This window comes from Sorangium sp. So ce367 (assembly GCF_051520455.1).
GTDB lineage: Bacteria > Myxococcota_A > Polyangia > Polyangiales > Polyangiaceae > Sorangium > Sorangium cellulosum_B.
This window is the reverse complement of the sequence record NZ_CP150334.1, coordinates 5,484,399-5,508,248: the sequence shown is the minus strand read 5'-3', so window position 1 is coordinate 5,508,248 and position 23,850 is coordinate 5,484,399. Positions and strand designations below refer to the sequence as shown.

The 23,850-nt window shown below is 70.7% G+C and carries 22 protein-coding genes; 13 read left to right on the top strand and 9 right to left on the bottom strand.

Features of this window, described 5'->3' with window-relative positions; all coding sequences use genetic code 11:
- The first annotated feature begins 50 nt into the window (after nucleotides 1-50).
- Genes WME97_RS21015 through WME97_RS21005 form a run of 3 tightly spaced genes read left to right on the top strand, consistent with a single transcriptional unit; the run spans nucleotide 51 to nucleotide 3,817 of the window.
- Nucleotides 51-1,586, top strand: coding sequence for a protein kinase domain-containing protein (locus WME97_RS21015; RefSeq protein WP_437554301.1), 1,536 nt, complete (start codon nucleotides 51-53; stop codon nucleotides 1,584-1,586).
- Between the two features lie 36 nt (nucleotides 1,587-1,622).
- A complete protein-coding gene (locus WME97_RS21010) occupies nucleotides 1,623-2,612 on the top strand; it encodes a hypothetical protein (protein WP_437554299.1) in 990 nt (329 codons plus the stop codon).
- On the top strand, nucleotides 2,612-3,817 hold the full coding sequence (locus tag WME97_RS21005; protein ID WP_437554297.1) for a lipoprotein receptor: 1,206 nt from the start codon (nucleotides 2,612-2,614) through the stop codon (nucleotides 3,815-3,817). The genes WME97_RS21010 and WME97_RS21005 overlap by 1 nt, the downstream gene beginning before the upstream one ends.
- Nucleotides 3,818-3,871: 54 nt before the next feature.
- Here the strand turns inward: WME97_RS21005 and asnB are convergent, their stop codons facing one another.
- The 7 genes from asnB to WME97_RS20970 form a co-directional block, all read right to left on the bottom strand.
- Nucleotides 3,872-5,884: an asparagine synthase (glutamine-hydrolyzing) gene (asnB, locus tag WME97_RS21000; protein WP_437554295.1), complete on the bottom strand. Its 2,013-nt coding sequence runs from the start codon at nucleotides 5,882-5,884 to the stop codon at nucleotides 3,872-3,874.
- Between the two features lies 1 nt (nucleotide 5,885).
- A complete protein-coding gene (locus WME97_RS20995) occupies nucleotides 5,886-7,475 on the bottom strand; it encodes a class I adenylate-forming enzyme family protein (protein ID WP_437554293.1) in 1,590 nt (529 codons plus the stop codon).
- A 19-nt stretch (nucleotides 7,476-7,494) separates the two neighbouring features.
- A complete protein-coding gene (locus tag WME97_RS20990; protein WP_012236454.1) occupies nucleotides 7,495-7,755 on the bottom strand; it encodes an acyl carrier protein in 261 nt (86 codons plus the stop codon).
- A gap of 396 nt (nucleotides 7,756-8,151) precedes the next feature.
- The gene (gene nadE, locus WME97_RS20985) at nucleotides 8,152-9,126 is read right to left on the bottom strand and encodes an NAD(+) synthase (RefSeq protein WP_437554291.1); all 975 of its coding nucleotides are present in this window, start codon (nucleotides 9,124-9,126) and stop codon (nucleotides 8,152-8,154) included.
- Nucleotides 9,127-9,315: 189 nt separating this feature from the next.
- On the bottom strand, nucleotides 9,316-10,281 hold the full coding sequence (locus tag WME97_RS20980; RefSeq protein WP_272099608.1) for an aspartate carbamoyltransferase catalytic subunit: 966 nt from the start codon (nucleotides 10,279-10,281) through the stop codon (nucleotides 9,316-9,318).
- Nucleotides 10,282-10,289: 8 nt separating this feature from the next.
- Nucleotides 10,290-10,853, bottom strand: a complete 564-nt coding sequence (gene pyrR / locus WME97_RS20975) for a bifunctional pyr operon transcriptional regulator/uracil phosphoribosyltransferase PyrR (protein WP_437554289.1) — start codon at nucleotides 10,851-10,853, stop codon at nucleotides 10,290-10,292.
- A gap of 165 nt (nucleotides 10,854-11,018) precedes the next feature.
- Nucleotides 11,019-12,362 carry a hypothetical protein gene (locus tag WME97_RS20970; RefSeq protein WP_437554287.1) on the bottom strand — a complete coding sequence of 448 codons (1,344 nt, stop codon included), beginning with the start codon at nucleotides 12,360-12,362 and terminating at the stop codon, nucleotides 11,019-11,021.
- A 107-nt stretch (nucleotides 12,363-12,469) separates the two neighbouring features.
- Between WME97_RS20970 and WME97_RS20965 the strand changes: the two genes are divergently transcribed.
- The 9 genes from WME97_RS20965 to ribD all read left to right on the top strand — a co-directional run bounded on the left by WME97_RS20965 (nucleotide 12,470) and on the right by ribD (nucleotide 19,765).
- The gene (locus WME97_RS20965) at nucleotides 12,470-13,207 is read left to right on the top strand and encodes a YceD family protein (RefSeq protein ID WP_437554285.1); all 738 of its coding nucleotides are present in this window, start codon (nucleotides 12,470-12,472) and stop codon (nucleotides 13,205-13,207) included.
- 4 nt (nucleotides 13,208-13,211) lie between these two features.
- Complete coding sequence (gene rpmF / locus WME97_RS20960; RefSeq protein ID WP_012236448.1) at nucleotides 13,212-13,406, top strand: 50S ribosomal protein L32; 195 nt, start codon at nucleotides 13,212-13,214, stop codon at nucleotides 13,404-13,406.
- Nucleotides 13,407-13,494: 88 nt separating this feature from the next.
- The gene (locus WME97_RS20955) at nucleotides 13,495-14,490 is read left to right on the top strand and encodes a beta-ketoacyl-ACP synthase III (protein WP_437554284.1); all 996 of its coding nucleotides are present in this window, start codon (nucleotides 13,495-13,497) and stop codon (nucleotides 14,488-14,490) included.
- 159 nt (nucleotides 14,491-14,649) lie between these two features.
- Nucleotides 14,650-15,591: an ACP S-malonyltransferase gene (fabD, locus tag WME97_RS20950; RefSeq protein ID WP_437554282.1), complete on the top strand. Its 942-nt coding sequence runs from the start codon at nucleotides 14,650-14,652 to the stop codon at nucleotides 15,589-15,591.
- A gap of 6 nt (nucleotides 15,592-15,597) precedes the next feature.
- Nucleotides 15,598-16,344 (top strand): 3-oxoacyl-ACP reductase family protein, encoded by a 747-nt coding sequence (locus tag WME97_RS20945; RefSeq protein ID WP_437554280.1) that lies wholly within the window; start codon nucleotides 15,598-15,600, stop codon nucleotides 16,342-16,344.
- 146 nt (nucleotides 16,345-16,490) lie between these two features.
- A complete protein-coding gene (gene acpP, locus WME97_RS20940; protein WP_012236444.1) occupies nucleotides 16,491-16,745 on the top strand; it encodes an acyl carrier protein in 255 nt (84 codons plus the stop codon).
- Between the two features lie 127 nt (nucleotides 16,746-16,872).
- A complete protein-coding gene (gene fabF, locus WME97_RS20935; protein ID WP_437554278.1) occupies nucleotides 16,873-18,117 on the top strand; it encodes a beta-ketoacyl-ACP synthase II in 1,245 nt (414 codons plus the stop codon).
- A gap of 24 nt (nucleotides 18,118-18,141) precedes the next feature.
- Nucleotides 18,142-18,603, top strand: coding sequence for a transcriptional regulator NrdR (gene nrdR / locus WME97_RS20930; protein WP_012236442.1), 462 nt, complete (start codon nucleotides 18,142-18,144; stop codon nucleotides 18,601-18,603).
- Between the two features lie 16 nt (nucleotides 18,604-18,619).
- Nucleotides 18,620-19,765, top strand: coding sequence for a bifunctional diaminohydroxyphosphoribosylaminopyrimidine deaminase/5-amino-6-(5-phosphoribosylamino)uracil reductase RibD (gene ribD, locus WME97_RS20925; protein WP_437554276.1), 1,146 nt, complete (start codon nucleotides 18,620-18,622; stop codon nucleotides 19,763-19,765).
- Between the two features lie 18 nt (nucleotides 19,766-19,783).
- Here ribD and def read toward each other — a convergent pair whose 3' ends face one another.
- On the bottom strand, nucleotides 19,784-20,296 hold the full coding sequence (gene def / locus WME97_RS20920) for a peptide deformylase (protein WP_437300843.1): 513 nt from the start codon (nucleotides 20,294-20,296) through the stop codon (nucleotides 19,784-19,786).
- Nucleotides 20,297-20,431: 135 nt separating this feature from the next.
- A complete protein-coding gene (locus WME97_RS20915) occupies nucleotides 20,432-22,642 on the bottom strand; it encodes an ATPase, T2SS/T4P/T4SS family (RefSeq protein WP_437554274.1) in 2,211 nt (736 codons plus the stop codon).
- Between the two features lie 920 nt (nucleotides 22,643-23,562).
- Here WME97_RS20915 and WME97_RS20910 point away from each other — a divergent pair.
- Nucleotides 23,563-23,769: a cold-shock protein gene (locus tag WME97_RS20910; RefSeq protein WP_012236438.1), complete on the top strand. Its 207-nt coding sequence runs from the start codon at nucleotides 23,563-23,565 to the stop codon at nucleotides 23,767-23,769.
- Nucleotides 23,770-23,850: the final 81 nt, after the last annotated feature.

Genomic DNA, 23,850 nt, shown 5'->3' with positions numbered 1-23,850 from the left:
CGTGACCCTGGACGACGACCTGTGTTATTCCAGAAGGTCTGGGAGGCTGCGTGACACCCGCCGCGGGGAACACCGTTGCCGATCGCTTCCGCCTGGTGCGTCCGCTCAGGCAAGGCGGGATGGGTTCGGTGTGGCTCGCTCAGCACCTCGGCCTCGACATCCCGTGCGCGATCAAGTTCATGAACGCGCAGGGCGTCTCCAAGGAGGTGCGGCACCGGTTCGAGCGTGAGGCGAAGGTCGCCGCGCAGATCCGCAGCCCGCACGTCGTGCAGATCCTCGACCACGGCGTCTGGCAGGGGACGCCGTACATCGCGATGGAGTACCTCGAGGGGGAGGACCTCGACACCCGCATCCAGCGCGTGGGGCGGCTCGACCCGCACGACACCATGGCGATCACGGCGCAGGTGGCGCGCGCCCTCACCAAGGCTCACGCGAGCGGCCTGGTCCATCGCGATCTCAAGCCGGCCAACATCTTCCTCGTCCGGGACGACGACAGGGAGATCGCCAAGGTGCTCGATTTCGGCATCGCGAAGGACAGCACGCCGCAGGTCACCTCCACCACGAAGACCGGCTCGCTGCTCGGGACGCCCGCGTACATGAGCCCGGAGCAGGCGCAGGGCACCAAGAGCATCGATCACCGCTCGGATCTCTGGTCGCTGGCCGTCGTCGTGTTCGAGTGCCTCACCGGCAAGCTCCCGTTCAACAGCGAGGCGTTCGGCGATCTGCTCCTCAAGATCATGGTCAAGCCGCTGCCCGTGCCGTCGCAGTTCGCCCCCGTGCCGCCTGGCTTCGACGCCTGGTGGGCCCGCGCGGCGTCGCGCGAGCCGGACGCGCGGTTCCAGAGCGCGAAGGAGTTCTGCGACGCGCTCGCGCTGGCGCTCGACATCGCGAGCGAGAGCTTCGAGCCCAGGACGAGCATCGTCGGCCCGTTCCGCGTGTCCGGCGAGCGCATCTCGGTGGAGCTCGGGTTCGCGCCACGATCGAGGGAGAGCGCGGCGCTCCCCGACGCGGGGCCCGACAGCGCGGCGCCTTCGTTCGGGGACGCGGTCACGCTGATCGCCTCGGCGGACGCCGAGGCTCCGCGGACCTCGACCGGGCCCGGCGCGACGGTGGCCTCGCCAGGCGCCGCGGAGGCCGCGTCCGCGATGGCCGGCCGCCAGATGCGGCCGCAGACCACCAGCGCGCTGGTCTCGGTGGTGTCTCCCCCGGCGCGACGGCCGGTCGTCGGACGCGCGCTCGCCGCCGTGGCGGCGGGCGCGGTCGCTCTCATGGCCGTCGCGTTCTTCGCCCTGCGCGGCGGGAGCCCTGACGCGACGGGGCAACCGCTCGCGCAGCCGGCTCCCACGGCTTCGGTGGCCGATGCGCCGCGGGGGCCCGACGTCGTGGCGCCGGCCACCGCCTCCGCGCAGGCGCCGGAGCCGCCCCCCTCTGTGGCCTCGACGGCTGCGGCCTCGGCGACGGCGTCTGCGACGCCGGCGAGCGGCCCGCGTGCGCCATCGGCTCAGCCCGCTCAGCCGAAGCCGCGCTCCCCCGCGCCGCCGGGGAGCGTCCGCCGCAAGCCGAAGCCGACGGACTTCGGCATCTGACGTTCACCTGCAGCACTTCGCACGGACCTCTTTCGTATGGCTCGTCGACTCGGGATCGCTTCCTTGCTGCTCGCCCTGACCTTCACGCCCGCCGCGCTGGCGCAGGTCTCGGACGCTGATCGCGCGACCGCGCGCTCGCTCGCCGTGGAGGGGCAGGAGGCCCTCGAACGAAGGGACTTCGCGGCCGCGCTCGATCGGTTCAGCCGCGCCGACGCCATCATCCACGCGCCGACGCTATTGCTCGGCGTAGCCCGCGCCCAGGTGGGCGTGGGCCAGTGGATCGCGGCCCAGGAGTCGTACAGCCGCATCCTCCGCGAGGGGGTGCCGGAGAGATCGCCCGAGCAGTTCTTCGAGGCGATCGCGGCCGCTCAACGCGAGCTCGACGCGCTCACGCCCCGGATCCCGCAGGTGCTCATCTCGGTGATCGGGCCGGACACCACCGCCGTAACGATCGACGATGCGCCGGTGCCGCGCGCCGCGCTCGGGGTCCGGCGGCCGGTCGATCCAGGCGACCACGTCGTCCGGGCGGCGGCCGCGGGGTTCGCTCCGCTCGAGGTGAAGGTGACGCTCGCCGAGGGCGCCAGCGAGACCGTCGCGCTCGAGCTCAAGCCAGTCGCGCCGCCGCCTCCGGTCAAGCCGAGTCCGCCGGTGGCGCCGCGGCCAGACCAGGGCGCTCCTGCTTCCGGTTCCGGCGGCAGCAGCCGCACGGTGCTGGCGATCGCCGCGTTCGGGCTCGGCGGCGCCGGGCTCGCGGCCGGCGCCGTCGGCGGCGTGCTCGCGCTCGGCAAGCACGGCGATCTCTCGGGGCGCTGCCCCGGCGGCCGGTGCGACCCGTCGCTCAAGGGCGATATCGACAGCTACCACGCGATGGGCACCCTCTCGACGATCGGGTTCGCGATCGGCGCGGTGGGCGTCGGCGCGGGGGCGTTCCTGCTGCTCACAGCGCCGAGATCGCCGCAGCGCGCCGGTATATCGATCACGCCCGTGATCGGGCTCGGCTCCGCGGGAGCGAAGGGGAGTTTCTGATGCGCCAGGCGTTCGGAATCGGCTCGATGCTCTGCGTTGTCATCATGACCGCCGCGGCATGCACCAGCGTGCTCGGGGACTTCACGGTGAGCGAAGCCGGCGCGAGCTCGACCGGTGGCGGCGATGCGTGCGCGGCCGGCACGGCGGACTGCGACGGCAACCCCGACGACTGCGAGGTGAACCTGCTCGACGACCCCCAGAACTGCGGCGCTTGCGGCGCGGTGTGCCTGGACGGCGGGACGTGCAGCGCGACCGGCTGCAGCGGGGCCACGGAGATCGCGCGCGGGTTTCCCACCATCGAGGCTCCGAACGCGAACCTCCTCACCGTCTACCAGGGCGAGGTCTACTGGACCGCCGGCGAAGGCACGGACGGCAGCGTGCAAAAGGTGTCGGTCCTCGGCGGAGCCGTCACGACGCTCGCCGTCGGCCAGAACGCTCCGTACGGGATCGCCGTCAACCAGCACGGCGTCTTCTGGTCCAACCTCAACGACAAGGACGTCTTGGTGGTGGACCGCAACGGAGCACGCGCGCCAGAGGTCCTCTTCGACTCGGACTTCGCGACCCTCGGCGTGGCTGCGGACGACAACGCGGTGTTCTGGGCGCAGCGCGCGGCTGGCATCGGCACGCCGGGCGACGGGAGCCTCATCGGCCAGATCCTGATGCCCGGCGAATGGGCGGACGACGAGTTCCTCGAGGTCAGCAATGCTTCGCCGCACCTCATCGCGCTCGACCAAGAGCACGTGTACTGGGTCGACAGGAGTCTGCGCGGCACGGTGAACCAGACGCATCGGCAGACCGGCGACACGAAGCGGCTGGCCGACGAGCAGCTGTTTCCGTACGCCATCGCCGTGGACGACGATCACGTCTACTGGACCAACAGCCCGCGCGGGGATCACGCCAGCGAGCTGTCTGCCGTCATGAGGGCGCCAAAGGACGGCTCGGAGGACGCGGTGGCTGTCTGGACGGCCGTCGAGGATGATGACGTGACGCATGCGTCCCCCGACTGCATCGCCGTGGATGGGCTCGATGAGTTCGTCTACTGGACCGATCAGGGGTCGCCCCGCGTGATGCGGAAGCGCAAGGACGGCATGGAAAGGGCGCGGCCGCTGTACGAGGGCGGCACCCCGCGCGGGATCGCGGTCGCCGGCGGGTTCGTGTACTGGGCAGACGAGAGCAGCGGAACGATACGCAAGCTCCCCCGCTGAGGGGCGGCCCGCAGGCGCCCCGCGCTTGCTCAGCGCGGGGCCGAGCGCGCCCGCTCAGCCTGCGGCGTCGCGCACCCGATCGACGTCGACGCCCAGCCGGCCTGACGTGTCGTCGGCGGCCGAGACGACGCGCGCGCCCTGGAGGATGTCGCGCGCCATGAGCTGCGTGGAGAGGATCGCGCAGAACGCCATGTCGTCGGTGTTGCTCATCGACTTGCCGCCGGTCTTGCGGCACTTCGCGACGAGCGCCGCGACGGGCTGCGCCTGCCAGATGCCGGCGTCCTTGATGGCATCCGGCGACAGGCACGCCTCGACATAGTCCGGCGTCCCGCTCCCGAAGAAAGGCTGCACCACGGGCGCGCGGTACGGCTGCTTCTTCCGCGCGAGGACGCCGGGCGGCAGGAGATCGCCCATCGCGCGCTTCAGCACGTGCTTCTCGTCGAGGGTGCGGAGCTTGAGCGCGTCCGGCAGCGCGTCCGCCACGTCCATCACGTTGGGATCGAGGAACGGGAAGCGCCCCTCGACCGAGTTCGCCATCATCATGCGCTCGCCCTGCGAGGAGAGCAGGTAGCCGGAGAGCAGCGTCGTGATCTCCAGGTACTGCGCGCGCGCGAGCGGCGTCCAGCGCATGAAGTCGCGCGGCAGCTGCTCCCTCAGGCGATCGGCCGCGGCGGTGTCGCCGATGCCCTCGCGCATCGCGGGATCGAGCATCAGCTTGATGCGGCTCGTGGCGTCCCAGCGCGGGCGGTGGGAGTAGAACGGGTCGTCCGTCTGCGCGAGGTTCCGCCCGAAGAAGGCCTTGGCCATCTCGACCTGCGCGACAGGCGACCGCTGCAGGTAGGGGTAGAGCCGGAGGAGGAGCTGCGGTCTGAGCTTGCTGTCCGGGTGGCGCGCCCAGAAGCGGCGCACCCGGTCCTCGCGGAAGATGTCGTAGCCGGCGAAGAACTCGTCGGCGCCCTCGCCCGTCAGCACCACGCGGTAGCCGCTCTGCCGGACGAGGCGCGCCAGGATGAACAGCGGCGCCGGGGCGGTGCGCAGGAGCGGGGCCTCGGCGTGGTAGACGACCTCCGGGAAGACGCTGGCGATGTCGGCGTCACCGCACTGGATCGACGCGTGCGACGTGCCGAGGTGCGCCACGGCGGCGCGCTGGTACTCGGCCTCGTCGAACTCGCGCTCGGCGAACTCGACCGAGAACGTGCGCAGCGGCACCTCGCGGTTCGAGGCGATGAGCGCCGCGACGATCGTGGAGTCGAGCCCGCCGCTCAGGTAGCTGCCGACGGGGACATCGGCGCGCAGGCGGATCGTCGAGCCGCCGCGGACCGCCTCGCGCACGCTGGACACGAGCCCCGCCTCGTCGCCGCCGGGCGCGCGCCCGACGGGGAACTCGGGGCGGAAGCGGACCGAGACGCGCGGCGCCACGTCGCGATCGAGATCGAGCGTCGCCACCGCGCCCGGCGGGATCTGCTGGATGCCCTCGTACGGCGTGAGCGGGGCGATCGGCGCCCAGAACGTCAGCGCCTCGTCGAGGCCCTCGCGGGAGATCGCGCGGGGGATGGTGGGGTCCTGGAAGAGCGACTTCACCTCGCTGGCGAACCGGAGGACGCCGCGGTGGACCGTCCAGAAGAGCGGGTTGATGCCGACGCGGTCGCGCGAGAAGAACGCGCGCCTCCGCTGGACGTCCCAGATGACGAACGCCCACTGGCCGTTCAGCCGATCGACCATGGCCTCGCCGTACTCGGCGTAGGCGTGGATCAGCGCCTCGGTGTCGCTCTTGGTCCGGAAGTGGTGGCCCTTCGCCGTGAGCTCCTCGCGGAGCTCGATGTAGTTGAAGATCTCGCCGTTGAAGCAGACCCAGAGCGTCTCCTCGGCGTTGGCCATCGGCTGCCAGCCGCCGTCGAGATCGATGATCGACAGGCGCGAGTGGGCGAGCGCGACGTGGCGATCGCGGTAGATGCCGAAGCCGTCAGGGCCGCGGTGGCGGAGCGCCCGCGCCATCTTGAGGGCGAGCTCGCGGTCGGGGTTCGGCGCGTCGGTGCGTAGGTTGATGAGGCCGGCGATACCGCACATATCAGATGAGCTCGCTCTTCTTGACTTTGCCGCTCGCCGTCTTGGGGAGCGAATCCATGAACTCGACGAACTTGGGCACGGCGACCTCGTCGAGCTCGGACCGCACCTTCTTGCGGACATCGTCGGCGGTCACCGCGGCGTCAGGGGCCTTCACCACGGCGGCCTTCACCGCGACCCCGAGCACCTGATCCGGCACGCCGACGACCGCCGCCTCGACGACGCCCGGGACCTTGCAGATCACCGACTCGACCTCGAGGGGGCTCACCTTCTCGCCGCGGGTCTTGATGATGTCGTCCTTGCGCGCGACGAAATAGAGGTACCGGTCCTCGTCCATCTTGAAGAGGTCGCCGGTGTGGAGCACGACCTCGCCCGGGAGGGGCCCCGGCCGGAGCGCGCGTGCGGTCGCGTCGGGGTTCCTCCAGTAGCCGCGCATCACGTTCGGCCCGCGCACGACGAGCTCGCCCACCTCGCCCGGCTCCGCGTGCGTGCCGTCCTCTCGCTCGATCCAGAGCTCCTCGTTTGGCATCGCGATACCCACGGAGGACGGCCGATCGAGCGCCAGGGAGGGCGGCAGGTAGCAGACGCGCGTGCACTCGGTCTGGCCGTACATCGCGAAGAACGAGACGTTGGGCAGGAGCTCGCGGAGGCGCAGGAGCTGCGGCGCCGGGAGCCCGTACGCGGCGTTCGTCATGTACCGGAGCGCCGAGAGATCGGCCTTCGCGAAGTTCTTGAGCGAGAGCATCGACGCGAAGATCGTCGGCACGCCCGCGAAGCCGGTCGCCCGCTCCTCGGCCATCCGCTGGACGATGGGCCACGGCATGGAGAAGCCCTTCTCGAGCACGACGGTCCCGCCGAACGCGTGGGTCACGAGCAGCTGGAAGAGCCCGTAGGTGTGCGACAGCGGCAGCACGCAGAGGATCACGTCGTCCGCCGTGTGCTCGAGGTACGCGCCGATGGCCGCGGTGCTGTTGCGGAGGTTCTGGTGCGTCAGCATGACCCCCTTCGACTCGCCCGTGCTGCCGCTCGTCCAGCAGAGCGTCGCCAGATCGAGCTCGATCGCGCGGCGCGCAGGGGGCTCGCCAGGCGCGCCGGCCAGGGCCTCCTGGAAGTCGCGCCCGTCGGGCGGGGGCCCTGCGGCGGCCGGGGGAGCCGCGCCGCTCAGGAACGTCGCCGCCGGCCTCGCGCCGGGCGGGAGCTCGGCCACGGCGGCGAGGCTCTCGCGCATGCCGCGCGCCGCCACGAGCACCCGGGGGCCCGCGAGCTCCATCACCTGGCCGAGGCGCCGCGGCCGCATCGCGGTGCCGAGCAGCGACGGCACGCCGTCGGCCCGGAGCGCTCCGTAGTACGCGACGACCGCGTCCACGCCGTTGTCGAGCGCGACCATGACGCGATCGCCGCGCTGCACGCCCGCCTCGCGGAACAGGGCGGCGCAGCGATCGGCCAGCGCGTCCAGCTCCCGGTACGTGATCCGTCGTCCCTCGCAGACCAGCGCGACGTGGTCGGGGCGAGAGGCGGCGAACGATCGCAGCGCGGAGTCGATGAGGAAGCGATCCGAGCGCGGATCGCGACGAGCGGTGTGCTGCGTGCTCATGCGCCCCCCGGGGTTCGGGCTAGTTGCTGCTCTTCTTCCCGCTCACGTAGGTGACGAGCCTGGCGATCGAGCCGAAATTCTCGGGCACCATCTCCTCGTCGGCGACCTGGATGCCGAGATCCTGCTCGAGGAACTGAACGATCTCGAGGACGGCCGTCGAGTCCAGGATCCCTTGATCGAGCAAAGCGACCTCGGACCCGAGATCGGCGGTAGCGCCCCGGTATCCGAACGAGGTGACCAGGAAGTTGCGAATCGTCGATTCGATGCTGGAAGTGCTCATGGAGGTAGTCTCCACGTCTATCACCCCCCCGGCTTTCCTGTCGAGAACACTCCGCGGAGCGACGGCCAGCGCGCGGATCGCGGCAGGACGCGGTTGCGGTCGCGGTTCATCGTTCGCGCAAGCGCGCACGGTTCACGCACGTCACGCACGCGTCCGTGCTCGTTCGCGTGCGGTGTTCCCCGTGCCGTCCGCATTCGAAAGCCGCCGCCAGGGCGCGCCGCGGAGGTGAGATTGGCGACTGACGATCTCGCTGCGAGCCCGTCCGTCGCCGTCGTCAACGTGAGTGGATGTCAGCGAGGCTCCGCGCTGTTTCCGGCGGGTTTCACGACCGGGGCACGGCGTACCAAGCTGAGAATGCCGTTGACAGCGGCGCGCGTCGTCCGACGGCGCGGCTCGTCAGGCGTGGCCCTGATCGCGGACGAGCTGCGGCTGCGCGTGGAGGTACTGCGCCACCCGGCGCTTGGCTTCGATGTCCTTGAAGACGCGCTCGACCTGCTGCGGCGTGATGCCGACGGCAGACGCCGCGTCCGCGGCCGGGACGTTGTTGTTGTAGGCGTACAGGCAGAGGTCCATCTTGTCGTAGGGGAGCGCGAAGTAGAACTCGTCCTGCCCCTGCGGCATCGAGAACGTGTCCGTCGTCGGCGCGCGCCTGCGGATGTCGGCAGGGACGCCGATGTACTCGGCGAGCGCGTAGACCTGGCTCTTGTACAGGTGCGCGATCGGCTTGAAGTCCGCGGCGCCGTCGCCCTGCTTGACGAAGAAGCCCTGATCGTACTCGAGCAGGTTCGGCGTGCCGGCGACGGCGTAATTGAGCCTGTCCGCGTGGTAGTACTCCATCATCTTGCGGATGCGCTGCTTGAAGTTCGTCGCGGCGACGAGCTGCAGGTACGCGTTCAGGGGCATCCGCTTCACGCGCGGCTCCTCGCCGGGCGGCTGCGCCGTCAGCTGAGAGACGTTCAGCCTGTCGCTCTCGAGGATCGAGGGAAGCGTGATCTTGAACTTCCAGCTCTCGTTGTAGTCCGGGTAGACCATCCGGATCGCCTCGTCCTGCCGCTCGTAGCAGCGGAGGCCGGTCAACGCGGGCTTGATGTTCTCGATGACCGCCTCGATGCCGAGCCCCTCGGCGAGCAACTTGCCGAGGCGGAGCGCGTCATCGGAGGTGTCGCGCTCGGGCATGAAGATGCCCAGCACCTTGTCCTTGCCGAGCGCGCGGACGCACAGCGTCGAGACGACGGAGCTGTCGATCCCGCCCGAGATCCCGACCACGGCCCCGCGCCGCCGCAGCGTACCGAACACCTGATCCCGGATGGCCTGCTCGATCTCTTGCGCTACCGCCGGGGCATCGATCCTGAGGACGTCTCGCGAAAACATGGTTGGCTCCACCCTTTCAAAAAGATGGACCAGCCTATTAAAACGAGACGCAACAGGGAACCCTGTTCGCTGCGAGCAGGCGTATGCCGGGGAGGAGCCGCGCGCGGGGCCGCGTCTTTCATGGTTCGGTGGGCCAGGGCGTCCGCCTGCCCCGGCTGCGCCGCCGCGCCCGGACGGCTGGGGCGGTTGTCAGGGCGCGGGCCGTGGCTCGCCGGTCGCGGAGAACTCGTTGGCCTCCGCGGCCAGGATCCAGAGCACGGCCATCCTGACCGCGACGCCGGCCTCGACCTGGTCGAGGATCACGCTCTGTGCGCCGTCCGCGACGCGCGGATCGATCTCCACGCCGCGGTTCATCGGCCCCGGGTGCATCACGATCGCGTCTGGCTTGGCGAGCGCGAGCCGGGCCGGGTTCAGCCCGAACGTGCGGCTGTACTCGCGCGTGCTGGGCAGGAAGCTGCCGCTCAGCCGCTCGCGCTGCACGCGCAGCATCATGACCACGTCGGCCCCTTCGAGGGCGGGCTCGATCCGATCGTAGACCGTCGCGCCGAGCGACTCGCCCGCGATCGGCAGGAGCGTGCGCGGGCCCGCGAAGCGGACCCGCGCGCCCATCGTCGTGAGCAGGTGCGCGTTCGACCGGGCCACGCGGCTGTGGACGATGTCGCCGCAGATGGCGACCTCCAGCCCTTCGAGTCGGCCTTTGGCGCGCCGGATCGTGAACGCGTCGAGCAGCGCCTGCGTCGGGTGCTCGTGCGTGCCGTCCCCCGCGTTGACGACCGCGGCGCGCGTGTGCGCGGCGACGTGGTGCGGCGCCCCCGACGCGGCGTGCCGGATGACCAGCACGTCCGGCTGCATCGCCTGGAGGTTCTGCACCGTGTCGAGCAGCGACTCCCCCTTGACCGCGCTCGAGGTGGAGACGCTGATGTTGATGACGTCGGCGCTGAGCCGCTTGCCCGCGAGCTCGAACGACGTCCGCGTGCGCGTCGACGGCTCGTAGAAGAGGTTCACGACCGTCTTGCCGCGGAGCGTGGGCACCTTGCGCACGCTCCGCCGGGAGACGTCGAAGAGCGACTCGGCGGCGTCCAGGAGGGCCACGATCTCGGTACGCGAGAGACCCTCGATGCCGAGCAGGTGTCGGTGCGGGTAGATCCTCCTCATGCGCTGGCTTACGTTCCTTCCGGTGGCGGGGGGGGCTCCGAGAGCTTTGTGCCGGCGGCGGTGACGAGAGCCCAGAGCTCGCCCGCGCGCTCCACGACGTCGATGCGCTGCCCGGGGGCGAGCTCGACCGCGCGGACGATGTAGTCGGGGTGAATCGGCAACTCCCTGCCGCCGCGATCGACGAGCGCGACGAGCTCGATCCGCTGCGGTCGCCCGTAGTCGAGCACCGCGTCGAGCGCCGCGCGGATGGTGCGACCGGTGTAGACCACGTCGTCGATCAGCACGATGCGCCGGCCGTCGACGGGGAAGGAGATGTGACTGGGCCCGATGCGCGGGTTCGGCAGGGCGGTCGCAGCGTCGTCGCGGTAGAGCGTGATGTCGACGGCGCCGACCGGCGGCGCGTGCCCCTCGATCTCGAGGAGCAGCGCGGCCAGCCGCTTGGCCAGCGGCTCACCGCCCCGTCGGATCCCGATGAGCGCCAGATCTTCCACGCCGCGGCCGCGCTCGGCGATCTGGAGCGCGATACGCCGCAGGCCGCGCCCGATGGCGGCCGGGTCGAGCAGAGCTTCCATGGCGCGGCGAGGGCTAGCACGGCGAGCGCCCTGCACCCAAGGCCCGCGTGCGCCGCCCGCCGGAACGCCCGCGCGCCCGAGGCAGCGCGCCCCCTCCGGCCGTGCTGAGGGGGAGGAGCGCGCTCGGCGCGGCGTCGCGGCAGCGTCGCGGAGGCGCGGGCGGCCTCAGTCGGGCTGGTGCAGGACCCGCTGGGTGCGCTCGACGAAGTAGAACCGCTCGAAGCCCGCGCGCTGGAACGTGAGCGCGCCGAACCCGTTGACGGCGATCGCGGCCGCGCCGAGCGCGTAGAACGGCGCGCTGAAGCGGCGTCCGGAGACGGCGATCATCGCGAAGAGAAACGGGGCGAAATCGTTGGAGAAGCGGTAGCCGAACTGGAGCCAGCCGGTGTTCTGGTAGAGGAGGCTCGGCAGCGCGACCGCGGACACCGTGGCGGCGAGCGCCCAGAACGGGGGCGGCGTGCGCCGGGGCCAGAGGGCCCACGCGTAGATCGGGGTGGTCACCCAGAGCGCGAGCCCGTGAGCGTTGATCTGGAAGGGGGCGCCCTGCACGTGGGTGTACGGCAGGCCGGTGAGCACCACCGCGAGGTTGCGCGGCAGGTAGTGGTACGAGAAGAGCCCCCACTTCTCGATCCGCGCGCGCCACGCGATGTGGAGGTACCGGTGGCCGAACTCGGCAACGTCGCCGAAGCGCGCGTGGTTGTGCCAGAGCAGCGCCGAGAGCACGAGCGCCGCCGGCGCGGCGAACAGGGCGAGCCGGCGCACGAGGGCGCGCGGGTCCGAGCGGTCCACGCGGAGCGCCTCGAACAAGAACAGCGGCAGGGCGAAGCCGAGCGGCGTGCGGGTCGCGAAGCCGAGGCCCAGGGCGAGGCCCGCGGCGAGCGGATGGGCGGCCTCGAGCGCGCAGTAGAGATAGACGCACGCCAGCGCGACGCCGACGACGTGCGCCGCGAACCACACCGTCCCTTGCACCGCGCTGAACCAGTAGACGCTCCCGAGCGCGAAGAGCAGCGAGAGCGCGACGTTCTCGGCCTGCGTGCGGTGGCTGCGGCGCGAGGCCGAGAGCTTCTCCAGCGCGAGGAAGAGGACAGCGGGCCCGACGCCGGCGAAGGCCAGGAAGAACTGCCCGTCGCGCACGCGCTCCGCGCTGCCGGCGAGCTTGACGAGCGGCGCGATGAGGACCGAGGGGAAGGGGGGGAAGCTGACGTAGTAGCGGTCGTCGAACACGGCGAAGTCGTTGCCGCCAGCGTGCGCCGGAGGCGGTCCGCCGAGATCGAGGCGGCCGTGGAGCCACGCCTCCGCGAGCAACGCATAGTGGTTGTAGGGCGTGTGGGCCGCGAAGATCTCGCGGGAGGAGCTCGCGGCGTACGCGAGCGTCACGAGCGCGTAGAGGGCGATCGCGACCGCTGCGCGGCGACCTGCGCAGCGCGCTTCCCCTGAAGATTCCGGCCGCCGATCGGCGGCGCCCGGCGGCGGCGGGGGCCGGGCCTCGGGCGTGGCGCTACGGTCCATGCGCGGGCGACGCTACCATGCAGCCTGATGTGACGGCGGCCGCCGGTCGTTCTTGCGAGCCAACGCACCCCGCGCTAAACGCTCCGCTTTCACTGGCCCGGAACCCCATGTCCCAGTTTGCCGTCTCTGCCAATGACATCGACATCTCCGGTATTTCGCTGGACATGCCGCTGCCGCTCGACTGGATGAACACGGCGCTCGCTGACGCCGACGTCACCGGGCGCGCGCCAGGCCACCTCTCGGCCCGCCTCTCGCGGACGGGGAACGAGATCGTCGTGCGCGGCCGCGTCAAGGCGCCCGTCGCCACGCCCTGCGCGCGGTGCCTTGCCCCTGCCGCGCTGGACGTCGACGCCGAGCTCTCGCTCCTCTTGCGTCCTGCCCCGAAGGCGGACGGCCACGGCCACGGTCGCGGCCCCCGGCGGGACGACGCTGCCCGTAACGGCGCGGCGAAGCCTGGGGCCAGCAAGGTGAAGGATCCGGAGTATGAGTTCACGGCGGACGAGGCCGACGTCGACACGTACGACGGCGAGACGGTCGAGCTCGATCCGTTCATTCGCGAGGCCATTCTCCTCGAGATGCCGAACTTCCCCTTGTGCTCGGAGGCTTGCCCGGGTATCGGTCCTGCCGCGTCCCGAGAGGACCGCGAAGGCGGCTCCTCGTCCCTCGTCCGCGGGGCGGCGGAGGAGGATGAGGCCGCTCCAGGCCTCGACCCGCGGCTCGCGCCGCTCAGCGCGCTCCGAGAGAAGCTTGGACTGAAGCCCAGCGGCTCTGACAGGCGCGCGCAACCTGCATCGCCCCCCCCGGCCAAGGCCGGGACACCGAAGAAGAAGACCAAGAAGGAGTAGTTCCGTGGCCGTCCCCAAGAGGAAAACCACCCCCAGCAAGCGCGACATGCGGCGCGCCAACCACGACAAGGTGACCCCCGTCCAGCTCGTCTCTTGCGAGAACTGCGGGGAAGCCCGGCTCCCGCACCGCGCCTGTGGCGCCTGCGGGCACTACAACGGGCGCAAGGCGAAGGCGACCAAGGCGACCGCGGCCTCATGACGGGCGCGGGTGCGCCGGCGCGCGCGAACGCTGCGCCCGCGCACCTGGGCGCGGCGCCGGCTCGCGCGGACGCGCGAGGGGCCGTCGCATGAGCTCCCCGCAGCCGAGGAGCCGCATCCTCGGGACGGGCAGCTACGCGCCCGCCCGAGTCGTGCACAACACCGATCTCGAGAAGATCGTCGACACCTCCGACAGCTGGATCAGCGAGCGGACGGGGATCCGTCGACGTCATATCGCTGCCGAGGGAGAGCTCACGAGCGACATGGCCGCCGCGGCCGGCCGCTCTGCGCTGGAGGCCGCCGGGCTCTCGGCGGCTGACCTCGACATGATCATCGTCGGGACGATCAGCGGCGACACCCCGATGCCCTCCTGCGCCGTGTACGTGCAGCAGAAGCTCGGCGCTCAGGAGATCCCCGCGTTCGACATCTCGGCGGCCTGTGCGGGCTTTGTCTACGGCCTCACGATCGCCGATCAGTTCATCGCGAACGGTGTGGCCCGGCACGTCCTCGTGATCGGCGTCGAGCTGCTCTCGCGCATCCTGAACTGGAAGGATCGCACGACGTGCGTCCTGTTCGGCGACGGCGCGGGCGCGGTCGTGCTCGGGCCTGCGTCGGGCGACGGCAGGGGCATCATCTCGACGCGGATCTTCAGCGACGGCACGCTCGCGAACTCGCTGGTCATCCCGGGCGGCGGCACGGCCGAGCCGCTGACGCCCGAGGGCATCGAGCAGAGCCGCAACAAGGTCCACATGGTGGGGCAGGACATCTTCAAGGTCGCCGTGAAGAACCTCTCCAGCGCCTCGCTGATCGCGCTCGACACGGCGGGCATGGCGGCCGGCGACCTGGACTGGGTCGTCGCCCATCAGGCGAACCTGCGGATCATCAGCCAGGTCGCCGCGCGGCTCAGCCTCCCTCTGGAGAGGTTCGTGCTCAACATCGAGGAGTACGGCAACACGTCGAGCGCATCGATCCCCATCGCCCTCGACGAGGCGGTGCGCGACGGGCGCATCAAGCCGGGGCAAAACGTCCTGTTCTGCGCGCTCGGCGCCGGCATCTCCTGGGGCGCGTCCGTCATCCGGATGTGAGCGGGCCATGCGCGTGTGCCCGCGTTGCGGTCGAGGTCTGCGCGTTAGCTTGAGCTCGCCGGGCGATCCGGCCTGAGGTAGTCTCGCGCGCGCCGGCCGCATGACGTGGTTCGGGGGACGGACGACGTCCGCCTCCCTGGCTTGGAATTGAGGGCAAACGTGAAAATCGCTTGGCTGTTTCCAGGGCAAGGGGCGCAAGAGGTGGGGATGGGCAAGGCCCTCGCGGAGGTCTCGGCGGCCGCGCGCGGCGCGTTCGCGCGGGCGGACGCGGCGCTCGGCGAGCCGATCTCGCGGCTTTGCTTCGAGGGGCCGATGGAGGCGCTGACGCAGACGAGCAACACCCAGCCCGCCATCGTCGCGACGAGCTGCGCCGTGGCCGCGGCCCTCATCGAGCACCTGCCCAACCTCGATCCGCCGCTGTACGCGGCTGGCCACTCGCTCGGCGAGTACAGCGCGCTGGTCGCTGCCGGCGCGCTCGAGATCGAGGATGCGGTAAGGCTCTGCCGGATCCGGGGCAGCGCCATGCAGGAGGCCGTACCGGCGGGCGAGGGGGCCATGGCGGCGCTCATCGCGCTCGACCAGGAGGTGGTGCTCGCGATCTGCGCCGAGGCGGCGCAGGGCGAGGTGGTCGCTCCGGCGAACTACAACGGGCCGGGTCAGATCGTGATCGCTGGCCACGCCGGCGCGGTCGCGCGCGCGGGCGAGCTCGCCGTCGCCCGCGGCGGCAAGGCCATCCCGCTCAAGGTGAGCGCTCCCTTCCACTGCGCGCTGATGCGGCCTGCGGCCGAACGCTTGCGCCCCGAGCTGGAGCGCACGCAGCTGATGCCGCTCGCCTTCCCCGTGATCGCGAACGTCGACGCCGCGCCGAACGCCGATCCGGAGCGGGTGCGGTCGCTCCTCCTGCGCCAGATCGATGGCACCGTGCAGTGGATGCGCACGATCGAGCGCATGGCAGAGGATGGCGTGACGCACGCCCTCGAGATCGGCCCTGGCAAGGTGCTGGCCGGGCTGGTGAAGCGGATCACGAAGCAGATCAAGGTGCTCAGCGTGAGCGACATGGCGGGGATTGAGCGCGTGAGCGCGTTCCTTTCGGAGGCATAGGCATCGATGTTCGACCTTACGGGCAAAGTTGCGATCGTCACGGGTGGATCGCGGGGGATCGGGCGTGCCGCGTCGGAGGCGCTCGCGGCGCAGGGCGCGCACGTGATCGTCAACTACGTGCGCGGAGAGGCCGAGGCGCGCGCGGTCGTCGATGCGATCACCGCGCGCGGCGGGAAGGCCGAGGCGCTCGGGTTCGACGTCGCGGACCTGCCGGCGACCGAGGCCGCCATCGCCGAGGCGGCGAAGCGCCTTGGGCGGCTGGACATCCTCGTCGCGAACGCGGGGATTGCGATCGACGGCCTGCTCCTGCGGATCAAGGAGGAAGACCTCGATCGCCTCTTCGCCGTGAACGTGAAGGGCTCGATCGCGTCCGCGCGCGCGGCGACCAAGGTCATGATGCGCGCGCGCACGGGCCGCATCGTCTTCCTCTCCAGCGTTGTGGCGGAGATGGGCAACGTCGGCCAGACGGCCTATGCCGCGACGAAGGCGGCCCTGCTCGGCGTGACGAAGTCGCTCGCCCGCGAGTACGCGGGGCGCGGCATCACCGTCAACGCCGTGGCGCCCGGGTTCATCGACACCGACATGACGACGACGATCAGCGCGGAGATGAAAGAGGGGCTGACGAAGATGGTCCCGCTCGGGCGCACGGGCCGAGCAGAGGAGGTCGCCGCGGCGATCGCATTCCTATGCTCCGACGAGGCGAGCTACGTGACGGGCGAGACGCTGCGCGTCAACGGTGGGATGTACGTGTGAGAGCGCTGGCTTGAGGACCCCGGCTGCCAGGCGTCACGCACAGCGGCAAACCAGGCGCACACGAAAAAAGCGGTCGCAGGTAATTCGATGGTGCAACGCTGATGGCGATGGGCTACTAGGGGTTCCGTTTTCCCGGGAGGAATACCATGGCTGAAGGTCGCGACATCACGGCCGAAGTAAAGCGGATCATCAAGGAACAGCTCGACGTCGACGAGAAGGACATCAAGCCTGAGGCGAGTTTCATCGACGATCTGGGCGCCGATTCGCTGGGCCTGGTGGAGCTTGTCCTCGCGTTCGAGGAGGCGTTCGAGATCGACATTCCGGACGAGGACACGGAGAAGATCCGGACTGTCCAGGACGCGATTGACTACATCGAAAGGAATGCCAAGGACAAGAAGTAGCGTCCCCACCGCCCTACCGGACGCGGCGTCACCATGGAGGTGGGTTGGCGCGTGAGCCAGCGAAGGCTCTGCTCTTCGCCGATGCACGTGCTCTCACCTCTGTGGTGGCGCTAGGGCAAGAAGAGCCATGGAACGCGTTGTCATCACCGGTATCGGGCTCGTCACGCCCAATGGCCTCGGCACCCAGGCCACCTGGCAATCTTTGCTAGCTGGTCAGTCTGGTATCGCACCCATCACCCTCTTCGACGCGAGCACGTTTCCTACGCGCTTCGCCGGCGAGGTGAAGGGCTTCGTGCCGGAAGAGTACATCCCCAAGAAGAAGGTGAAGGAGATGGGCCGCTTCGCCCAGCTCTCCGTCGCCGCATCGCAGATGTGCATGCAGGACGCGGGGATCGAGCTCACCGACGAGGACCGCGATCAGTGCGGCACGTTCATCGGTGTCGGCCTCGGGGGCCTCGAGTACCTGTTCCAGCACTCGATCACGCTGCACGAGAAGGGCCCCCAAAAGGTCAGCCCCTACTTCATCCCGACGGTCATCGCCAACCTCGCCGCAGGGCAGGTGGCGATGGCGCTCGACCTGCGGGGCGCGAGCTACTGCAACACGAGCGCGTGCTCGTCGAGCGCGCACTCGCTCGGTGAGGCGTTCGAGTGGATCCGCCGAGGTCGCTCGCACATCATGCTCACGGGCGGCGCGGAGGCGACGATCACCGGCCTCGGCATCGGCGGCTTCTGCGCGATGTTCGCCCTCTCGAGGCGCAACGACGAGCCGCAGCGGGCGAGCCGCCCCTGGGACAAGGGACGTGACGGCTTCGTCTGCGCCGAGGGCGCCGGGTCGCTCCTGCTCGAGTCGCTCTCCCACGCGAAGAAGCGCGGCGCGAAGATCTACGCAGAGGTCGTCGGGTACGGCGCCTCGTGCGACGCGTACCACATCACGAAGCCGGCGCCCGACGGCGCCGGGGCGCAGCGAGCGATGAAGATGGCGCTCGACGACGCCAAGCTCGCGCCCGACGCGATCGACTACATCAACGCTCACGGCACCTCGACCCCGCAGGGGGACATCGAGGAGACCCGGGCGATCCTCAAGACCTTCGGCGATCACGCGGCGTCGAAGCGCCTCTGGGTGAGCTCGACGAAGTCCGCGATGGGCCACCTGCTCGGGGGCGCAGGTGGGGTCGAGGCGGCGGTCTGCGCCCTCGCGCTGCGCCACGGCGCGGTGCCGCCGACGCTCAACCTGGACGATCCCGACCCCGAGTGCACCCTCGACTACGTCCCGTTCACCTCTCGCGAGCGCCGCATGAAGCACGTGATGTCGAACTCCTTCGGCTTCGGCGGCACCAACGTGTCGCTCGTGTTCTCCCAGTTCGACGGCTGATCGCGCGCCGCGCTGGATGGCTCGATGAAGTGCCCATTTTGCGGCCATCTCGAGGACCGGGTCATCGACTCCCGCGCTGGCGGCGCGGGTGAGGTGATCCGGCGTCGGCGCGAGTGCGCCTCGTGCGAGCGCCGCTTCACGACGTACGAGCGCGTCGAGGACATCCTGCCGACGGTCGTCAAGAAGGACGGTCGGCGCGAGTCGTTCGACCGGCAGAAGCTCGTGCGAGGGCTCCGGATCGCATGCAACAAGCGGCCCGTGTCCACCGACCAGATCGAGGCCATCGCCGACGCGATCGAGCGCGAGGCGCAGGAGTCCGAGCGGCGGGAGATCTTGTCGACCGAGCTGGGCGAGCGGGTGATGAACCACCTGCGTACCCTCGATGAGGTCGCCTATGTCCGGTTCGCAAGCGTTTATCGTTCCTTTCGGGACATTGACCAGTTCATGGTCGAGCTTGGCAAGCTTGTGAAGGCCAAGGCGCCCTAGTAGATCCGGCACTTCGATGTCTGCGAAGCCCCCCAGCCCCGATCCCGAGCTCGACGTCGCGATGATGCGCCTCGCCATCGAGGAGGCGCACAAGGCGATGCCGTCGCCGAACCCCCCGGTCGGCGCGGTGGTGCTGAACGCTGCGGGGGAGGTCGTCGCCGTCGCGCACCACGCGCGCGCGGGTGAGGACCACGCCGAGGGGCTGGCGCTCGCGGCCGCCGGCGACGCGGCGCGTGGGGGGACGCTCTACGTCACGCTGGAGCCCTGCAACCACGAGGGGCGTACGCCGCCCTGCGTGGACGCGATTCTGAGCGCCGGCATCAAGCGCGTCGTCGTCGGCGCGCCCGATCCGAACCCCGCGGTGGTCGGCGGCGGGGCGCAGCGGCTCAGCGACGCCGGGCTCGCCGTGGAGCTCGGCGCCGCCGGCGCCGAGGCTCGCGCGCTGATCGCGCCCTGGACCAAGTTCATCACGACAGGCATCCCCCACATCGCGCTCAAGCTCGCCCTGTCGCTGGACGGCCGCATCGCGACCCGCACGGGGGCCTCGAAGTGGGTCACCGGCCCCGAGGCGCGCGCCAAGGTCCAGGAGCTCCGCTCGCGGCACGACGCGGTGGCGATCGGGATCGGCACGGCGCTCGCCGACGACCCTCGGCTCACCCTGCGCGAGCCTGCGCTCGCGCCCGGAGGGCGGAGCCCCATCCGGCTCGTCTTCGACACGCGGCTCAGGCTGCCGCTCCACACGCGCCTCGCCCAGACGGCGCGGGAGGTGCCGACCTGGGTGCTCACGGGCGCCGACGCGCCCGAGGAGGCGGAGCAGGTGCTCGTCGACGCTGGCTGCGTCGTCCTGCGCGCCCCAACCTCGGCCGAGGGCCGGGTCGACGTGACCGCCGCGATGCGCCTCTGCGCCTCACAGGGGATCGTCTCCATCCTGGTCGAAGGAGGCGCCGAGCTCGCCGGCAGCCTGCTCGCGTCGCGCCTGCCCGACGAGCTGCACGCCTTCGTCGCCCCGATCCTGCTCGGCCCCCGCGGCCGGCCGGGCGCGGTCGACTGGGCGGGTCCGGACACGCCGGGCGACGCGCCCCGGATCGTCGATCCACGCTGGGAGCTCTGCGGCCGCGACGCGTACGTCAGCGGCCCTCTCGCCTTCCCGGCGCGCAGCTGATCGGCGCGCCCGGGCAGGTCAGCTCGCGGCTTCTGCTCCGCGCTTCTGCATCTTCCGCTGGACGATGCGCTTCTTGAGCGTGCCCATCCGGTCGATCATCAGCACGCCGTCGAGGTGATCGAGCTCATGCTGGATGGCCACGGCGAGCAGGCCGTCGGCCGCGATCTCGAACGTCGCGCCGTCGCGCCCGCGGGCGCGGACGGTGACGCGCTCGGCCCGCTTGATGTCCTCGCTGATGCCAGGGAACGAGAGGCACCCTTCGGGGCCGGTCAGCTGCCCCTCTTGCCGCACGATCTCCGGGTTGATGAACACGAGGAGGTTGCTCGGCTCGTTGTCCGCGGCGATGTCAACGAGGAAGACGCGGTGTGGCTCCCCGATCTGCGTGGCCGCAAGGCCGACGCCGGGCGCCGCGTACATGGTCTCGGCCATGTCGTCGATAAGCTTCGTGATTTCGGGCGTGATGTCCCCGACCGGCTGTGCCTTCTGACGCAGGCGCGGGTCGGGATAGTGGAGGATGGTGCGGATGGCCATGGCTACTGGGCATCATAACCTCCGTTCCTAGCTGGCGCCCGTCAAGACGCTCTCCTCTCGCGTGTTGCGTGGGTTGCGCGTCGGTTGCGCGTACTTCGCGCTGGCCACGCTGGCCAGCCTTCGCGCGGCCAGCCGCTAGCGATTTCGCCGGAACGAGGTCGACGTATCGACGCTGACCCCGCGGGACTGAAGATCTTCCACGATGTCCGGCACCAGCCCGGAGGGGTGAAATGTCCCCTCGAGCGCGCCGCCGGCGGCCGTCCGCTCGACCACGAAGGTGAAGACGTCGCGAATGGCGATCTGCCCGCCCTCCACCGCGAGCTCCGCGATGCGGAGCACCCGGTGGCGACCGTCGCGGAGCAGCGCGATCTCGATCGCGAGGTCGAAGGACGAGACCAGCCACTCGCGCGCCGTCTCTGGCGTGATCCCGGGGCGGGTCGCGGCGATGTCGGCGGGGAGCCTCGTCACTGCCTGCCGCAGCGTCGGCGCCCGGGAGGCCGCGAGCACGCCGTCCATGCCGCCGCCGATGGCGTCCACGATTTCGGCCGCGACGTGGCCAGAGAACGAGCTCACCACGACCCGCTCCGGCCGGATGCGTACGGCCGCCCGCACGGCCCGGGTGCGTTCGTCCGTCGTGGCCCCGAGCGCGATGGACAGCGTGTTCGGCTGATCGAGGGCGAGCTCGTCCTCCTCCTGGAGCACCACGAACCGGTCGTCGGGCTGCGCCGCGGCAGCGAGCGCGCCGAGCAGCCAGCCCGTCCCGGCGTCCCGCGTCCCGGTGACGAGGAGGTTGCCGCGACCGAGCACGCACTGGGCGAGCAGCCCGGCCATCGCGCGCGAGATCGTCCCGTTGCGCACCAGGTCGTCCAGCGTGACGTCGGGGCGCTGCGGCTTCCGGATCACCAGGGTGGACGTCGCGGCCGGCGGCAGCACCGCGAACAGGCGGCGCCCCTTCGGCAGGGTCCGCTCGACGAAGCTCGCGCCCGCCTCGATCGGCTGGCCGGCCGCCATGCAGAGCCGGCGGATGGCCCGGCCGACCGCGCGCTCGCTGCTGAACCCGACCTCCGCGATGACGCGCCTGCGCCCGTGCATCGCGATCACGTGGTCGTACCGGAACACCTGGATCTCGCTCACCTCGGCGTCTTCGAGCAAGCGGTCGAGCGGGCCGAGCGAAAGGAGCTCCCGCTGCGCGTCGGCCACGAGCGCCTCGACGTCGATCTCGGGGGGGAGCTCGCTTGCCGCGCGGAGCGCCTCCGCGCCCGCGGAGGTCGCCTGCGCGATGCGCTGGGCGAGCGCGCTGTCCGGCGGCGCGCCGCTGTCGAGCGGCGTCAGATCGACCACGTCGGCGAGCCGGTCCATCAGGCGCCCGAGCGCCCGGCGGTGCGCCACGGCTTGCGTCGAGTCGCCCTGTCCCCGGTCGACCCGATCCGAGACGGGTGGGATGGCGCGCCGGCTCGGGATGGGGACCACGCTCGGATGGACGGCGACGTTCGAGGCGCCCTGCGGCGACACCGCGGCGGTGCTCGTTGTGCTCTGTGCAGGCAGCGGGGTCGCGGTCGCGTACGGGCGCGGCGCCTGGGGGGGCGGGGTGGCGGCGTTGACGGCGCGGCCGTCGCGCGCCGGCGGTGCGGTGGTCATCGCCGGGTGCGCAGGCAGCGGCGGGACGGACGCACCGCCCTGCGGGCCCGGCGTGAGCGGCGGACGAGGCGAAGGGATGCGCGGCGGACCGGGGACAGGGATGGCCGCGGCCGCGTCGACCGACTCGTCCGGATCGTTCTCGAGGGGAAAGTGGCTGATCACGCCCTGGCTGGTGCGCGACGGCTCGCCCCTCTCGTTGATCAGCGGCAACGGCGCCGACCGGTGCAGCCCTTTGTCGGCGGACGGCGGCGGCCCGCGATCGGGCAGAGGTCCCGGCTCGCCGGACATCTCTTCCGGCGCGCGCGGAGGCGCCGTGCTGTCCGGAGGGGCCGTTCCGGCCGCCGCCGTCTCGATCCGCAGCACGAAGTCGCCGATGTAGATCTTGTCGCCTTCGCGAACGATCGTCGCCTGAGCGATCTTCCGGCCGTTGACGTACGTGCCGTTCGTGCTCTTGAGATCGGTGACGATGAAGCGCCCGTCGCGGAAGAGCAGCCGAGCGTGTCGCTTCGACACGTTGCCCTTCGGCAGCATCAGGTCGTTGCCCTGCACGCGGCCGACGTTGATCTCTGTCCGGTCGAAGGTTTCGCGGCGCTCCGCGCCCCCTTTCTCGCTGATGATCACCGAGAACATCTCGTCGCCTCGCGGGGCCAGGGCGGAGGTGAGACCCGATGCCCTCGCCACGCCATACGAGCAAGCTCGAACAGACATGTCAACGAGATGCCTTCGATTCCTGCTCCCGGGCGGCGAGCGGCCTCGAGCCCGGGACTGCGCCGCCTGCGCCCCCTGAGCGCACGGGGCGCGGTGCAGGTCGAGCGCGCGATGCCGGTCCCGGGATCGAGCCGCCGCGCTGTCGCGCCAGCGCGCGCAGGGGAACGTCGGCGAACAGGCTGAGCCGGTGCCGCCGGGTGCGTGATGTCCTTCGAGCAGGTCGCCTGCTCCGCTGCGACGCTCGATCGATGTCCTCGGCAAAAGCTCCGCAAGCGCCTGGCCTGCGCTCGGAAAGCGCCCGGAGCGCGCTGCGTCGCTCGCTCCCACGACGCGCGCAGCACGAGGAGCGCGCCCGAGTCGCCGCGCCATTGCGGCGGAGGCCAGGAGCACGCTGCCCGACGTGCGAGGCTCGTTGCGTGACATGCCGAAGCCCTCACGGACCACGACACGCCCTGCGCGGGCCGAAGGACAAGGTTCTTCGATAAGAGCGCAAATCTTGACGGCTGCGCGAATTCTGCTTCGCACCCCACGGCGCGCCGACACCGCGCGTGATCGTGTACTCGCCGTCAGGATCCGCTGTACGGCGCGAAATTCTCATCGGCGGCTGCTGCAACCGGAGACTGCCGGTGAAGCGGTACTGCCTCGCGCAAGCGCTCGCCGAACCATCATCGCTGCTTGACCTTGGCGCATCGAGCCGTTTACGTTGGCGCCCGCTCGGACCGGGGAGAATCGTCGAAGTCGCCGCGCATGCACATCAACCAGCGGCTGGGCAGCCGCCCTGCGCAAGCTGGATCTGTCTACGAGGGGGGTTTGCTGCATGCAGCCAAGCCCGCATCGGAATCAGGGACCGCAGCCGTGGTCACCTCCCGACTGCCAGCTTGCGCGCCTCGGGTATCGACGAGCTCTGAAGTGGAGGAAATATGGCAGTTGGCAAGGTTAAGTGGTTCAACGACGAGAAGGGTTGGGGCTTCATCAAGCAAGAGACTGGCCCCGACGTCTTCGTTCACTATTCGCAGATCAACGGGGAGGGGCGCCGCCGTCTGTTCGAGGACGAGACCGTTGAATTTGAGATCAAAGAAGGTCCCAAAGGTCTGCAGGCGGTCAACGTGATCCGCGCCACCGCCTGACTTTCCTCCTGACCAGAGCCCCACCGGACTGCCCGCGCTGCGCCCCCGCTGCGCTCGAGTCACGGCATTGCCGAGCCCCGA

Coding starts and splice junctions, on each gene's coding strand:
- WME97_RS21010 (WP_437554299.1), top strand. CDS start 1,623: ATGGCTCGTCGACTCGGGATCGCTTCCTTGCTGCTCGCCCTGACCTTC.
- WME97_RS21005 (WP_437554297.1), top strand. CDS start 2,612: ATGCGCCAGGCGTTCGGAATCGGCTCGATGCTCTGCGTTGTCATCATG.
- asnB (WP_437554295.1), bottom strand. CDS start 5,884: ATGTGCGGTATCGCCGGCCTCATCAACCTACGCACCGACGCGCCGAAC.
- WME97_RS20995 (WP_437554293.1), bottom strand. CDS start 7,475: ATGAGCACGCAGCACACCGCTCGTCGCGATCCGCGCTCGGATCGCTTC.
- WME97_RS20990 (WP_012236454.1), bottom strand. CDS start 7,755: ATGAGCACTTCCAGCATCGAATCGACGATTCGCAACTTCCTGGTCACC.
- nadE (WP_437554291.1), bottom strand. CDS start 9,126: ATGTTTTCGCGAGACGTCCTCAGGATCGATGCCCCGGCGGTAGCGCAA.
- WME97_RS20980 (WP_272099608.1), bottom strand. CDS start 10,281: ATGAGGAGGATCTACCCGCACCGACACCTGCTCGGCATCGAGGGTCTC.
- pyrR (WP_437554289.1), bottom strand. CDS start 10,853: ATGGAAGCTCTGCTCGACCCGGCCGCCATCGGGCGCGGCCTGCGGCGT.
- WME97_RS20970 (WP_437554287.1), bottom strand. CDS start 12,362: ATGGACCGTAGCGCCACGCCCGAGGCCCGGCCCCCGCCGCCGCCGGGC.
- WME97_RS20965 (WP_437554285.1), top strand. CDS start 12,470: ATGTCCCAGTTTGCCGTCTCTGCCAATGACATCGACATCTCCGGTATT.
- WME97_RS20955 (WP_437554284.1), top strand. CDS start 13,495: ATGAGCTCCCCGCAGCCGAGGAGCCGCATCCTCGGGACGGGCAGCTAC.
- WME97_RS20945 (WP_437554280.1), top strand. CDS start 15,598: ATGTTCGACCTTACGGGCAAAGTTGCGATCGTCACGGGTGGATCGCGG.
- acpP (WP_012236444.1), top strand. CDS start 16,491: ATGGCTGAAGGTCGCGACATCACGGCCGAAGTAAAGCGGATCATCAAG.
- fabF (WP_437554278.1), top strand. CDS start 16,873: ATGGAACGCGTTGTCATCACCGGTATCGGGCTCGTCACGCCCAATGGC.
- nrdR (WP_012236442.1), top strand. CDS start 18,142: ATGAAGTGCCCATTTTGCGGCCATCTCGAGGACCGGGTCATCGACTCC.
- ribD (WP_437554276.1), top strand. CDS start 18,620: ATGTCTGCGAAGCCCCCCAGCCCCGATCCCGAGCTCGACGTCGCGATG.
- def (WP_437300843.1), bottom strand. CDS start 20,296: ATGGCCATCCGCACCATCCTCCACTATCCCGACCCGCGCCTGCGTCAG.
- WME97_RS20915 (WP_437554274.1), bottom strand. CDS start 22,642: ATGTCTGTTCGAGCTTGCTCGTATGGCGTGGCGAGGGCATCGGGTCTC.
- WME97_RS20910 (WP_012236438.1), top strand. CDS start 23,563: ATGGCAGTTGGCAAGGTTAAGTGGTTCAACGACGAGAAGGGTTGGGGC.